This is a genomic window from Pseudomonas sp. ANT_J28 (assembly GCF_008370005.1).
Classification (GTDB): domain Bacteria; phylum Pseudomonadota; class Gammaproteobacteria; order Pseudomonadales; family Pseudomonadaceae; genus Aquipseudomonas; species Aquipseudomonas frigoris.
In genome coordinates, this window is sequence record NZ_VOBM01000047.1 from 1 (window position 1) to 12,220 (window position 12,220).

At 53.3% G+C, this 12,220-nt stretch carries 11 protein-coding genes and 5 pseudogenes; 10 read left to right on the plus strand and 6 right to left on the minus strand.

All coding sequences use genetic code 11. The annotated features are described in order from the left end of the window. Positions 1-369, plus strand: a 369-nt coding sequence (locus FQ187_RS30150; RefSeq protein WP_218580712.1) for a hypothetical protein, incomplete at its 5' end; no start/stop codon positions are given. Here FQ187_RS30150 and FQ187_RS25250 read toward each other — a convergent pair. Both FQ187_RS25250 and FQ187_RS25255 read right to left on the minus strand, forming a co-directional pair. Then, positions 349-516, minus strand: a pseudogene (locus tag FQ187_RS25250) (transposase domain-containing protein); the annotation flags it as partial. The gene FQ187_RS30150 and the pseudogene FQ187_RS25250 sit on opposite strands and share 21 nt — an antisense overlap. Positions 517-885: 369 nt before the next feature. Continuing rightward, the gene (locus FQ187_RS25255) at positions 886-2,079 is read right to left on the minus strand and encodes an acyltransferase (RefSeq protein WP_134421839.1); all 1,194 of its coding nucleotides are present in this window, start codon (positions 2,077-2,079) and stop codon (positions 886-888) included. A 163-nt stretch (positions 2,080-2,242) separates the two neighbouring features. On the opposite strand from FQ187_RS25255, the pseudogene FQ187_RS30990 reads away from it, so the two are divergent. From FQ187_RS30990 to FQ187_RS25270, 3 genes and pseudogenes are all read left to right on the plus strand, one after another. Then, positions 2,243-2,368, plus strand: a pseudogene (locus FQ187_RS30990) (IS66 family insertion sequence element accessory protein TnpB); the annotation flags it as partial. A gap of 47 nt (positions 2,369-2,415) precedes the next feature. Continuing rightward, positions 2,416-2,538, plus strand: a complete 123-nt coding sequence (tnpB, locus tag FQ187_RS30995) for an IS66 family insertion sequence element accessory protein TnpB (RefSeq protein WP_149631558.1) — start codon at positions 2,416-2,418, stop codon at positions 2,536-2,538. A gap of 136 nt (positions 2,539-2,674) precedes the next feature. Beyond that, positions 2,675-3,062: pseudogene (locus FQ187_RS25270) on the plus strand (IS66 family transposase zinc-finger binding domain-containing protein); the annotation flags it as partial. A gap of 45 nt (positions 3,063-3,107) precedes the next feature. Here FQ187_RS25270 and FQ187_RS25275 read toward each other — a convergent pair. After that, positions 3,108-4,630, minus strand: a pseudogene (locus FQ187_RS25275) (IS66 family transposase). 16 nt (positions 4,631-4,646) lie between these two features. Next, positions 4,647-4,892, minus strand: coding sequence for an IS66 family insertion sequence element accessory protein TnpB (gene tnpB, locus FQ187_RS25280; RefSeq protein ID WP_256667433.1), 246 nt, complete (start codon positions 4,890-4,892; stop codon positions 4,647-4,649). Positions 4,893-5,089: 197 nt separating this feature from the next. On the opposite strand from tnpB (FQ187_RS25280), the pseudogene FQ187_RS25285 reads away from it, so the two are divergent. Continuing rightward, positions 5,090-6,170: pseudogene (locus tag FQ187_RS25285) on the plus strand (IS66 family transposase); the annotation flags it as partial. Continuing rightward, positions 6,155-6,481: a hypothetical protein gene (locus FQ187_RS25290; protein ID WP_256667434.1), complete on the plus strand. Its 327-nt coding sequence runs from the start codon at positions 6,155-6,157 to the stop codon at positions 6,479-6,481. The pseudogene FQ187_RS25285 and the gene FQ187_RS25290, both read left to right, overlap by 16 nt. Before the next feature lie 374 nt (positions 6,482-6,855). Here FQ187_RS25290 and FQ187_RS25295 read toward each other — a convergent pair whose 3' ends face one another. After that, on the minus strand, positions 6,856-7,788 hold the full coding sequence (locus FQ187_RS25295) for an NAD-dependent epimerase/dehydratase family protein (RefSeq protein WP_149631559.1): 933 nt from the start codon (positions 7,786-7,788) through the stop codon (positions 6,856-6,858). A 351-nt stretch (positions 7,789-8,139) separates the two neighbouring features. Between FQ187_RS25295 and FQ187_RS25300 the strand changes: the two genes are divergently transcribed. The 3 genes from FQ187_RS25300 to fabF all read left to right on the plus strand — a co-directional run bounded on the left by FQ187_RS25300 (position 8,140) and on the right by fabF (position 10,829). Then, complete coding sequence (locus tag FQ187_RS25300; RefSeq protein WP_123364664.1) at positions 8,140-8,475, plus strand: helix-hairpin-helix domain-containing protein; 336 nt, start codon at positions 8,140-8,142, stop codon at positions 8,473-8,475. A gap of 252 nt (positions 8,476-8,727) precedes the next feature. Continuing rightward, positions 8,728-9,522 carry an SDR family oxidoreductase gene (locus tag FQ187_RS25305; RefSeq protein WP_149631560.1) on the plus strand — a complete coding sequence of 265 codons (795 nt, stop codon included), beginning with the start codon at positions 8,728-8,730 and terminating at the stop codon, positions 9,520-9,522. A gap of 32 nt (positions 9,523-9,554) precedes the next feature. Further along, entirely contained in the window at positions 9,555-10,829 is a 1,275-nt protein-coding gene (fabF, locus tag FQ187_RS25310; protein ID WP_149631561.1) for a beta-ketoacyl-ACP synthase II, read from the plus strand. On the opposite strand, the gene FQ187_RS25315 is transcribed toward fabF, so the two are convergent. Continuing rightward, complete coding sequence (locus FQ187_RS25315; protein WP_149631562.1) at positions 10,826-11,383, minus strand: TetR/AcrR family transcriptional regulator; 558 nt, start codon at positions 11,381-11,383, stop codon at positions 10,826-10,828. The two genes, fabF and FQ187_RS25315, sit on opposite strands and share 4 nt — an antisense overlap. 176 nt (positions 11,384-11,559) lie before the next feature. On the opposite strand from FQ187_RS25315, the gene FQ187_RS25320 reads away from it, so the two are divergent. Further along, positions 11,560-12,213: a GntR family transcriptional regulator gene (locus FQ187_RS25320; RefSeq protein WP_149631563.1), complete on the plus strand. Its 654-nt coding sequence runs from the start codon at positions 11,560-11,562 to the stop codon at positions 12,211-12,213. The last annotated feature ends 7 nt before the right edge of the window (positions 12,214-12,220 follow it).

The following is a 12,220-nucleotide window of genomic DNA, read 5'->3' on the forward strand; positions in this document are numbered from 1 at the left end:
GTAGAGGTACACTTTTTCGACTTTTGCATCGGGTCGCATCATGAGGTGCTGGCTCCAGAAAGAGTTGGGGAGCACAGCTTCGAGCATCAGATTTCGACTTGGAATGTGGGCTTCATGGAGCGCTTACACTTTTTCGACTTTTGCATCGGGTCGCATCATGAGGTGCTGGCTCCAGAAAGAGTTGGGGAGCACAGCTTCGAGCATCAGATTTCGACTTGGAATGTGGGCTTCATGGAGCGCTTACCCGATTCCCATCAGGAGATCACACCTATGATGCGTCCCGACGCCAAAGTCGAAAAAGTCGTATCCGATCCACGAAGTACACCTATCACCAGGTGCGCTTCCCGTTTACCGTGGCATTTCCGGTGAGCAGTTCCACGGCAACAACGCTTCGTAGTCGGCCACCGACTTTGCATGTGGCAGGCGCTCTAGTACGTGGCGCAGCCATGTATAGGGCTCTTGGCCGTTGATCTTGGCGGTCTCGACCAAACTGTAGATCTGGGCACTGGCCGTTGCACGTTACAAGCTTATTGGTCGGATCGTAATCGCACTCAAAATGAATTTTCTTGAATGTGCCTTGCCCATGTTGAAAGTCGACTCGGCCACTCGCATCAACAAATTTACCGATATCCATCAGAGTTTAAAATTATCACCTTTAATGGTGATAGTTGAATCATTGTAGTTGAGCCATTCAGTGATAGGTTCTGATTGTTCGCTATCCCATATATATGCATGTTCTGCCATGCCTTGAACAGATAGCTTGCACGATTTTATGTATTTGGACTTATTTAAATTTAGCAAAATCGTGAACTTCATACCTGTTCCGTGAATATTGGTGTTATCTAAATGTTTCTGGCAATTTCGCTTGGTTGTTCGTCGCTGACTTCAATTTACTACCTGATGAGTGGGTGAGCTAATCAGAACCACTTTTTCTCGACCATTAAGATTGAAATAACTTAGTATCTTGATTCTGATAAAGTCGCTGAGGCGAACCTCTAAATACTTGTGCGAAAGCGCTGCGAAAAAGATAGAAAAGCAGATTACAACCAAGGAAAAGCTTGGGTCCCGAATCTGAGCTCTAAAACTAGTCTCCCAAAGAACATCAAAAACAGGTTTTACAAAAAATGGATGGATCAAATATAAGGAGTAAGAGATGTTGCCAAGCCATATCAGCCACTCTGGAATCTTGAAGGAAACAGTTTTGCTTGAAATGGTGAACGCAAAAAACATCAGGATCAATGACCATCCCCATCCATTAATACCCATTCCCCAAGAAATCTTAGAAAGATTGACCCAAATAGCAAGGGAAACGCTCGCGGCGCAGAGGAATAGGGCGAAAGATTTGCTGTTGATTTTCAATGGTGAGAAATATATCAACCCAATTATGACGCCGGCTGCGAACTCCCAGATCAGCGGGGAGGTGACAAGCGCAAGGTATGATCTCCAGCCGTAATTAACATAGGCGTCCAGAGTAGGGGTAGCGCCGTTCAATAGTGGTAGCCCGATAAGCGTCAAGGTAATAAAGGAAAAGAAGACAGGCCACCGTAGTTTTCCGAAGATCATGCAGACAGCAAACAATGTGTAAAAGTATAGTTCGTAGTTCAATGACCAGCCCGGAAATAGAACACTTCCGCCAAGTAATGGGGCTAGCGATGAATCATTTTTTAATGGTATGAATAAAACTGATTTAAAAATGTCTGAGACGGAGTATGGAAAATGCGCCCCGAGAAAATTGTCAATGACCGTTACAGTGATCCAGAAGATAATAGTCAAGATCGCATAGGTGGGCCAGACTCTTGAAAGTCGTTTTATGAGAAAGGTAAGTGAATTGCGAAATGAAGGCTCTATTCCTTTTGTTGAGTAGGCCATGATGAATCCGCTGATGACGAAAAATAGAGGTACGCCAGCACCACCGCCAGAAAATAACCAATAATAAAAACTAGAATCGATTGGTATGTTTTGTTGTTGTAAAATATGCAGCATCACAACCATTAGAGCAGCTATGCCACGCATGGCTTGGATGAATTCCAGCTTGCCATCGTGATGTTTTTTGTTGTGATTAGAATTGACAGCAGTCATAACGAGTCGTCCGAGAAACGTTGATTTTAGTTAAGTTGTAGGCCTAAGACTCGAGTGTATCTGGCCAAAAGCCGCTATATTCGTTCTTTTTTTTAAAAATTGATAGAGTCAAAGGAGATTCGCCATTCCTGTGCTCCCGATTCCCATCAGGAATCACACCCAGATGCGTCCCGACGCCAAAGTCGAAAAAGTCTATCTCTACCCCAAGCCTGTCGACTTCCGAAAATCCATCTACGGCCTCGCTGCTTTGGTCGAGTTGGATATCAAAGTGACGGTGTTCGACCCTGTGCTTTTTGTTTTTCTGAATCGCCCCCGTAATCGGGTGAAAATCCTTTATTGGGAGCGCAACAGCGCAACGGCTTCTGCCTTTGGCTCAAGCGCCTCGAATCCGAACGATTCAAAGCGTCCCCTGACGAGACAGATGAAGCTATTGTCCTGACGGTTCAGGAACTGAACTAGTTACTCGACGGTTTTGATCTGTGGCGCAACCGTCCGCATCAGGTTTTGACGCTGCGATGTCGCTTGATTGGGTATAACCCGGGCCATGATTTCCGTGCCCGACAACCTCCCTGATGAGCCGGTTTTGCTCAAGTAAATGCTTGTGCAGATGTTCAATGAGCGTCAGGTGGACAAAGACCAGATTGTTGACCTGAAAGAACAGATCAAGCTATGGCGTCAACGTTTTTTCGGGCGCAAATCAGAACAAACCGTCGATCTGGAGACGCCGCAGCTCCCGCTCTTTAATGAACCCGAAAGCCTCGCGGTTCCGGTCTCCGATGAGTCTGACTGACGAAGAAGTCGTTGCCCCCACTCAACGCCGAGGCAAACGCAAACCACTGTCAGCCGATCTACCGCGTATTGAAGTCATCCATGAACTGCCCGAACATGAACTGACCTGCGCTTGCGGCTGTCGCAAACACACCATCGGTGAAGAGACCAGCGAACAGCTGGAAATTGTGCCGATGCAGATCGGTGTGATTAAAGTATGCGATCCATGAACCCCACCTACCACAAAGTGAGGCCTTGGTTTACCGTGGCGTTTCCGGTGAGCAGTTCCACGGCAACAACGCTTCGTAGTCTTCTAGCAATGAGGCATCTGGCAACCGCTCCAGTACGTGGCGCAGCCACGTATAGGGCTCTTGACCGTTGACCTTGGCGGTCTCGACCAAACTATAGATTTGCGCACTGGCAGTGGCCCCTTTGGGCGTATCGCTGAACAGCCAGGCTTTTCGTCCGATTACGAACGGCTTTATCGCGCGCTCCGCCGGATTGTTGTCGATCGGTAAAAAACCAGCTTCTACATAGCGCTCCAGCCGGCTCCAGTTGCTGGCCAGATAATTAACGGCCTTGCCCAGCACACTTTGCGGCGTGACCTGCGACTGGGTTTTATCCAGCCAGCTTTTCAACTGCCCCAGGATCGGCAGGCTCTTTTCCTGACGACCGATAAATCGCTGCTCGTCACTGACATCCTTGAGCTCACGCTCGATGCCATACAGCTTGTTAATCATCGCCAGCGCGATATCGGCTCGTCCGGTCTTGCCTTTGGGCTGCACCTTTTGTGCTTCCACGAACGTTCCACGCCCGGTTGCAACGCCAACGCGTTGTACCCGGCGTAATCGTCGGTCATGACATAACCACGGTAACTTTCCAGCAAGCGCAAAGGTACGTCCTGCGCACGGCTGGAGGTGTAATCGAACAGCACGACTTTTCGCTCTGGCGGGCCGCTGGCTTGCACCCACATCCAGGATTGGCTGGTCGGGTCTCGATCCGGTTCCTTGAGTACCTGGACGCGAGTTTCATCGCAGTGGATGACAGGGCTTTCCAGCAACCGGTCGCGCATCAGATTCAACAGCGGTTGCAGATGCTCGCCGCACTGGATGATCCAGCGGGCAAGCGTCTGACGAGGGATTTCTATGCCATGTCGACTCAGCACCGTTTCAAAACGATGCAGCGGCAAGCCATCGACATACTTGGTGGTCAGCAGCATCGCCAGGACGCTCGGACTGGCCATGCTCTTTTCGATCAGTTGCGCTGGTTTGTCAGCGGTGACCGGGGCTGTTTCACAACCGCGGCAACCGTAGACTTTTCGGATGTGTTTGATGACCCGGATTTGCATCGGCACGATGTCCAGCTGCTCGCTGGTTTCTTCACTGATCACATGCTTGCGGCAGCCGCAGGCACAGGTCAGTTCGTGTTCAGGCAGTTCGTGGATGACTTCGATGCGCGGCAGATCGGCCGACAGTGGCTTGCGCTTGCCACGACGTGGCGCTGGAGCAACAACTTCTTCGTCAGCGTCGCCGATTGAAGGCATCGGCTCGCTTTCCGGCTCATTGAACAGGGCCAGTTGCGGCGTGTTGGGCTCAACGGTCTGTTCTGATTTGCGGCCGAAGATACGGTCACGCAACAGCTTGATCTGTTCTTTCAGATCAACGATGTGGGTGGCGTAAGCTTCTTTGACTTCCTGCTCGCGCGAGCGTGCTTCGTAGGCCTCAAGCAGCATCTGTTTGAGAAGTACGGGGTCGTCTGGAAGGTTGTCGGGCAATGATCGCATGCCCTGGATTATACCGTCAGGCCACAAACCTTGGAGTCAAAACCTTGTGCGGGCGGTTGCGCCAGAGGTCAAAGCCATCCAGCAGCCAGTTCAGCTCCTGCACGGTCAGCACGATGACCTCGTCCAGCTCATCGGGTGAAGTTTTGAAACGCTCGGACTCCAGGCGCTTGAGCCAAAGGCAGAAGCCATTGCGCTCCCAGTACAACACTTTGACCCGGTTGCGGTGACGATTCAGAAAAACGAAGAGTACGGGGTCGAACACCGCAACTTTGATATCCAGTTAGACCAGGGCAGCCAAGCCGTCGATGGACTTTCGAAAGTCCACCGGTTTCGGGTAGAGGTACACTTTTTCAACGCTGGCGTTGGGACGCATCATGGTGATGGGCTCCTGAGGGAAATCGGGAGCACAGCGTCAGCTGTCAGCTATCGGCTTGGAATGTGGGGTTCGTGGAGCGGATACTGATTAAACACATCCGCAAGGTCTACGGCTGCCGCGGATGTGAAGCTGCGCAAATCACCGCCGACAAACTGGCCCAATTGATCGAAAAAAGCATGGCCAGCCCCAGCGTCTTGGCGATGCTACTGACCACCAAATACGTCGACGGTCTGCCGCTGTATCGATTCGAAAAAGTCCTTGGCCGACACGGCGTCGACATCCCACGCCAAACCCTGGCGCGTTGGGTGATCCAGTGCTGCGAACACTTTCAGCCGCTGCTGAATCTGATGCGCGACCGTTTGCTGGAAAGTGCGGTGATCCACTGTGATGAAACGCGGGCACAAGTGCTCAAGGAACCGGATCGAGACCCGACCAGCCAATCCTGGATGTGGGTCCAAGCCAGCGGCACGCCTGAGCGGCCAATTATCCTTTTTGACTACACAGCCGAGCGCAGGAGGTGCCATTGCGTTTGCTCGCCGATTATCGCGGCTACCTGATGACCGACGATTACGCCGGCTATAACGCCCTCGGCGCGCAGCTGGGTGTCAAGTGCCTAGGTTGCTGGGCGCATGCCCGGCGTAAGTTCGTTGATGCGCAAAAAGTGCAGCCCAAAGGCAAGACGGGCCGTGCCGATATCGCGCTGACCATGATTAACAAGCTGTATGGCATCGAGCGTGAACTCAAAGAGGTCACGGATGATCAGCGTTTTGTCGGTCGCCAGGAAAAGAGCTTACCAGTGCTCGCCCAACTGAAAGCTGGCTGGAGAAAACTCATCCCCAGGTCACATCGCAAAGTGCCTTGGGCAAGGCCGTGGGTTATTTGGCCAGCAACTGGAGCCGGCTGTAGCGTTACATTGAGGCCGGCTTTTTACCGATCGACTACAATGCCGCCGAAAGAGCAATCAAGCCGTTTGTTATCGGTCGCAAGGCATGGTTATTCAGTGATACGCCCAAGGGCGCCACCGCCAGTGCGCAGATCTACAGTTTGGTCGAGACGGCCAAGGCAAACGGCCAGGAGCCCTATACGGTGCTGGAGCGATTACCGCAGGCTGTGTTGGTTGAAGACTTTGAGGCGCTACTACCCTGGAATTGGAGGGCATCCTGAGTATCAATATTGATTATCTGAGTGTCGATGAGTTAGTGACGTTGAATCATCACATTATCCAACGGCTGAAGAGGCTGGAGTCGTTGGAAGCTCATAAATCGGTGATGCAGTTCCATCCAGGAGCACGGGGAAGCTTCGACTCACCTAGTGGTGAGCGCCTGTCCGGTACCGTCATGAAGTTCAACCGCAAGACCGTCACTGTGGTAACCGACAACGGCCAGCGCTGGAATATTTCGCCGCACTTGGTTTCACCGATCAAAAACGTACAGGCGGGAATGGTGGTGGATATCAGGCCACAAAAAATGAAGTAACTGTGCCACGAACCGCCAGCATGATTTGATTTCACCCCCATCTCACGCGCCGTCTGCCTGGATTGGTGGGTATGGATCAGTTACGCGGTACACTTTTCAACTTTGGCATCAGGACGCATCATGGCCGCTGGCTTCTGAAAGAGTTCGGGAGCACAGTATCAGGCATCAAATCTCGGCTTTGAATATGGGGTTCGTGGAGCGGTTACGAAATATTAGCTTGTTGGATGAACTGCTCAGTATTGTATTGGCTGGTAAAAAATGCATGGTGTCGTTCGGGCAAAGAGGTTGGTCGAAAATTTAAATTTATTTAAAATTATTGCCATGCATTGGGAGGAGAAGAGCTCAGAAGCTGGAGGCCGTTATTTAAACTGCTATCATTGATGATTTGCCAGCAATTTTGCTAAGCCGATGTTCATTGGGGTCTGATAAAATTGGTACTGCTCGATCAGTCTTTGGTTGTTAGCCCGGGAGTGACGAATGTCTCCAAGGCGCGGCGGCGCATAAATAACAGTAGGAGTTATTCCTGTGACCTGTCTCAAGTTGTCGATCATTTGATTTAGAGTGATAGATTCATTAGTGCCAACATTGATAGCACCGACTTGGATGTGGGGTGCTTCTAACGCCTGAACTAATATATTCACAAGATCTTCGACATAAACAAAATCACGAGTTTGTTCACCATCACCGAAAATCGTTATTGGTAGATTTTTTTGCAGCCTCTCGCTGAAAATACTAATTACGCCAGAGTACGGCGATGCTGGGTCCTGACGTGGGCCAAAGATATTAAAAAAGCGAAAAATTACAGGCTCTAAAGCATGTTGACGCCGATAGAAATCAAAATAGTACTCGCTCGCTAGCTTGTCCGAAGCATACGGAGTTAACGGTGCTTTTGGCGTTTGTTCGCAGATAGCTTTACCCTCCCCATTACTGCCGTATACTGCGGCGCTCGATGCAAATACCACGCGTTTAATTTTGGCTTGGTACATTGCTTCGCAAATGTTCAAAGAGCCAATAAAGTTGCTTTGGTGCGTACGAACAGGATCTTCAACAGAGGCTTGAACTGAAGCTACTGCTGCTAAATGAGCAACCGCCTTACACCCGCGCATTGCTTGTGTTAATGCCGCAGAGTCGGCGACATCACCTTCGATCAGTTCGACATGAGGATTGTCCAGGGGGAGGTTAATGCGCTTTCCGGTGGACAAGTTGTCGAATACTCGTACGCTGTATCCTTTTGCGACCAATGCGTCTGTGAGATGCGAGCCAATAAATCCGGCGCCGCCAGTAATTAGAATAGGGTCGTTAGCCATTGCGAAAACCTACGAAGTGATATGGAGCGTCATGATTATATTTCCAAGTCCATTTGCTTGGGGGCTTGGAGTGTTCGCGGTGCAGAGCGTTATTGGTGTAATTCAATGGACGAATTGTCCCACATCATAGTGACCTAATCGAGTCAAAGCATCGAAAGAGACCTGATCTACGACGAACAATGGGAATTTGCAGAAAGGTATCATTCGAGACGATCAGTCACGGCTCTATTTCACGTCGATTATTTCACATTCTGCAACAAACGCCTTTTTGACAGTCTCCACCCATCGCCTACTTTTGGAAGGCAGCTTCGGAAAAGCTGCTTTCTCAATCGATGTCATGGAGCTTCATTTATGCGTACTGGCTATTTCTACTCTCTGGTTTTTGCCCTGCTCACCAGCGCCTCTATTGCCGCCATTGCTGCGCCGACGGTCAAGCCCGAGGCTGGCAATGCACCCTTGGTGCTGGAGGTATCTCCCAAGGCACAGTCCGGCAAGGTCGATCTGAATCAGGCCGATGCGCCAACCCTTCAGCGCGAGTTGTCTGGTGTGGGCGAGGCCAAGGCCAAGGCGATTGTTGCTTATCGTGAGAGTAATGGGCCGTTTGCGTCCGTGGACGAGTTGCTCGAAGTGAAGGGAATCGGTAAAGCGATTCTGGATAAGAATCGCGAGAAACTTGAGGTGAACTAAGCTTATACGTCAGCGCCAGGGGCCGGTCATTGACCGGCCTTTTTTTTCATTTCTGACGAGATGAATTCATCAGAAGATCAAAAGATCGCAGCCTTCGGCAGCTCCTACAAAGGCGGACCTTCCGTCGACGCGAGAAAAATTACGGCTATCATATACGGCTAAGATTATGCCTATAATAAATCAATCATTCGCCAAAGCGTTCTGAGCCTCAGGCGCTTGTCTTTCCCTTAGGCATCTCCCAGGAGCACAGTCATGAACGCTGTCCAGTCCCAAGGTACGGCCCTCGTCACCGGTGCTTCTTCCGGTATCGGTGCGATTTACGCCGACCGGTTGGCGGCGCGTGGTTTTGATTTGTTATTGGTCGCTCGTGATCAAGAGCGGCTGGAAGCAGCGGCGAGCAAGTTGCGCGCCGAGCATGGCGTTCAGGTTGAGGTGCTGAAGGCGGATCTGACGCAAAAGAATGATGTGCTGAAACTTGAACAGCGTCTTCGCAGCGATTCGAGTATCAGCCTGTTGCTGAATAATGCCGGTGTCGCGTCCGAGGGGTTGTTGGCTAACTCAGACATGGATCAGTTGGAACGATTGATTCAATTAAATGTTACGACGGTCACGCGGTTGGCCTCGGCAGCGGCCGCCAGTTTTGCCAAGGCAGGTCGGGGGACGATCATCAATATTGCGTCGGTGGTGGCGTTGTTTCCCGAGCGCTTCAACGCGACTTACAGCGCCAGCAAGGCTTATGTGTTAAGTCTGACTCAGTCGTTGAACGCCGAATTGGAAGGCACCGGGGTCAAGGTGCAGGCCGTGTTGCCAGGCGTAACACGTACCGAAATCTGGGAGCGCTCCGGTATCGACGCGACCCAGATTCCGGCGGATATGGTGATGGAGGCCGGGGAGATGGTTGATGCGGCGTTGTCGGGTCTGGACCAGGGTGAGTTGATCACCATTCCTTCGTTGCCGGATGCGGCCGACTGGGATGCCTTCGTTGCGGCGCGTCATGTACTGGCGCCGAATCTTTCCAAAAGTAAGGCCGCCGCGCGTTACACGTGAGGCGTCATGAATCGGCTTGAGGTATTTGCGGTATGAGTGATCGTCGAGTAGTTGTAACGGGCATGGGTTTGGTTTCGCCATTGGGTTCTGGCGTCGAAGCCGTCTGGTCGCGTCTGTTGGCCGGGCGTTCCGGGTTGCGCAATTTGCCGGATGAGGTAGTTGCCGATTTGCCGGCCAAGGTCGGGGGCGCAGTGCCGACGGTGGCTGACGATCCCGAGGCGGGTTTTGACCCGGATCGGGCGACGGCGCCCAAAGAGCAGAAGAAGATGGACCGCTTCATTATGTTTGCCATGGAAGCGGCGCGTCAGGCGCTGGAGCAGGCTGGTTGGCAAGCGGCGGACGCCAATGCCCAGGAGCGTACGGCAACCATTATCGGTTCCGGCGTGGGTGGTTTCGGTGCGATAGCGGATGCGGTGCGCACCACGGACAGCCGTGGGCCGCGACGCTTGTCGCCGTTCACCATTCCTTCATTCCTGGTCAACCTCGCAGCGGGTCATGTGTCGATCCAGCACGGTTTCAAGGGCCCATTGGGTGCGCCGGTGACAGCTTGCGCGGCCGGGGTCCAGGCGATTGGTGATGCGGCGCGGCTGATTCGTTGTGGCGAGGCAGACATCGCGGTATGTGGCGGCGCGGAAGCGGCGATCGATCGCGTCAGTCTCGCCGGGTTTGCTGCTGCTCGCGCGTTGTCCAGCGGTTACAACGACACCCCGGAACGTGCCTCGCGGCCGTTCGACAGTGACCGCGATGGCTTCGTCATGGGGGAGGGCGCTGGACTTCTGGTGATTGAGTCCCTGGAGCATGCCTTAGCCCGCGGTGCCCAACCGCTGGCGGAATTGGTCGGTTACGGCACCAGTGCCGATGCCTATCACCTGACGGCGGGTCCCGAGGATGGCAGCGGTGCACGACGGGCGATGTCGTTGGCGTTGGCCCAGGCAGGCATTTCGCCGGCGCAGGTGCAACATCTCAACGCTCACGCAACCTCGACCCCGGTCGGGGACTTGGGAGAGTTGGCGGCCATCAAGGCATTGTTCGGCACGGATAACAAAATCGCCGTGACATCGACCAAATCGGCCACCGGGCATTTGCTCGGCGCAGCGGGCGGCATCGAGGCGATCTTCACGCTGTTGGCGATTCGCGATCAGGTCGTGCCGGCCACCCTCAATTTCGATACCCCGGACCCCGCCGCCCAAGGCGTGGACATCGTCCACGGTCAGGCGCGGCCGATGGCAATCGAATACGCGCTGTCCAACGGCTTCGGGTTTGGTGGGGTGAATGCCAGCGTGCTGTTCAAGCGTTGGGAGGGTTAGTCCCGGGACTGTTTGAGATAGGCGCGAGTCACGTCGAGAATCCGCTGCGCCAGCTCGGGATTCTCGACACTCCGTGACAGCAGTAAAGCTCCGACCAGCGTCGACATGATGACGACGCTGTCGTCGGCAGCGTTGTCGCCTTCAAGGGTGCCTTGCACTTGTGCGAGCCGTGCGTTGAGCACCACGTCAGTGGTCGGGCTTTGCTGCCCGCGCAGGCCGAGTTCCGATGACATGGTCGGCAACGGGCAACCTTCATCGGGTGAGGTCTGGTGCCATTCGGATAAATAGGCGTCGATGAACGCTTCCAGCGGGCGATCCTGCGCGAAGAGCTCGGCGCAAATGACATCGACCTGCTCGCCTGCGGCTTGCAAAGCCTTTTCCACCAGTTCGTCTTTGGACTTGAAATGCGAGTAGAAACCACCGTGAGTCAGGCCGAGCGCTTTCATCAGCGGTTGCAGACCTGTCGCGCCAATGCCATCGCGGCGAAAGCGCGCTGACGCTTCCTTGATGATGCGTTGGTGGGTCTGGGCTTTATGGTCCTGCGAGTAACGCATCGGGTATCTCCGCAACAATGCGCCATCTTAACCAATGAAAATGGGATGGTGATTGTACTTCTACTTCTAAAAAGCATGCAGATGCGTCCAACTCCGTCCTGCTGATTAGAATGAACTGGCACGAATAGTGATTACTCATTAACTGACGATTGTTGAACAATCACGAGGCGATGAGTATGAACAGCGGACTGTCCCTGGCCGACCACATCACACTTGAGTTGCGCGCCGACATCATTGGCGGTCGTTTGCTGCCCGGCATGGCGTTGGTGGAAAACGATCTGGTGTCTGCCTACAACGCATCCCGCAATACCATCCGTGAAGCGTTGCATCGCCTGGGGCAGGAAGGTCTGACTCGTTATGTGCGCAATAAGGGCGTGATGGTGCGCAGGCTGGGCGTCGAGGACGTGCGGGATCTGTTCAAGGTCAGGCGCACCCTGGAGTTGCAGGCCATCAGCGGGAGTCAGCCGCTGCGCGACTATCAATCCGACCGGATGCTCGAAGCCCTGGAAGCCACCGAACTTGCCCGGGAGCGCGAAGACTGGCGCGCCGTCGGCACCCACAGCCTGGCCTTTCATCAACACATCGTCGGATTGCTGCGCAGTCCACTGTTCGATGAGTTCTTCACCAACGTCGTCGCGCAATTGCGCCTGGTGTTCTGCACCGCTCCCGATGAATCACGTTTTCAGGCGCCCTGGCTGGCGCGCGACCGGCAGATTCATGAGTTGTTGGCCGAGGGCGACAAACGCGCGGCCGAGGACGCCATGAGCCTGTATCTCGACGATTCTGAACACCTCTTGTTGCAGATGCTTACCCGTTCTTCCCATCACTGATCGAGGA

Coding starts and splice junctions, on each gene's coding strand:
- FQ187_RS25255 (WP_134421839.1), bottom strand. CDS start 2,079: ATGACTGCTGTCAATTCTAATCACAACAAAAAACATCACGATGGCAAG.
- FQ187_RS25295 (WP_149631559.1), bottom strand. CDS start 7,788: ATGGCTAACGACCCTATTCTAATTACTGGCGGCGCCGGATTTATTGGC.
- FQ187_RS25300 (WP_123364664.1), top strand. CDS start 8,140: ATGCGTACTGGCTATTTCTACTCTCTGGTTTTTGCCCTGCTCACCAGC.
- FQ187_RS25305 (WP_149631560.1), top strand. CDS start 8,728: ATGAACGCTGTCCAGTCCCAAGGTACGGCCCTCGTCACCGGTGCTTCT.
- fabF (WP_149631561.1), top strand. CDS start 9,555: ATGAGTGATCGTCGAGTAGTTGTAACGGGCATGGGTTTGGTTTCGCCA.
- FQ187_RS25315 (WP_149631562.1), bottom strand. CDS start 11,383: ATGCGTTACTCGCAGGACCATAAAGCCCAGACCCACCAACGCATCATC.
- FQ187_RS25320 (WP_149631563.1), top strand. CDS start 11,560: ATGAACAGCGGACTGTCCCTGGCCGACCACATCACACTTGAGTTGCGC.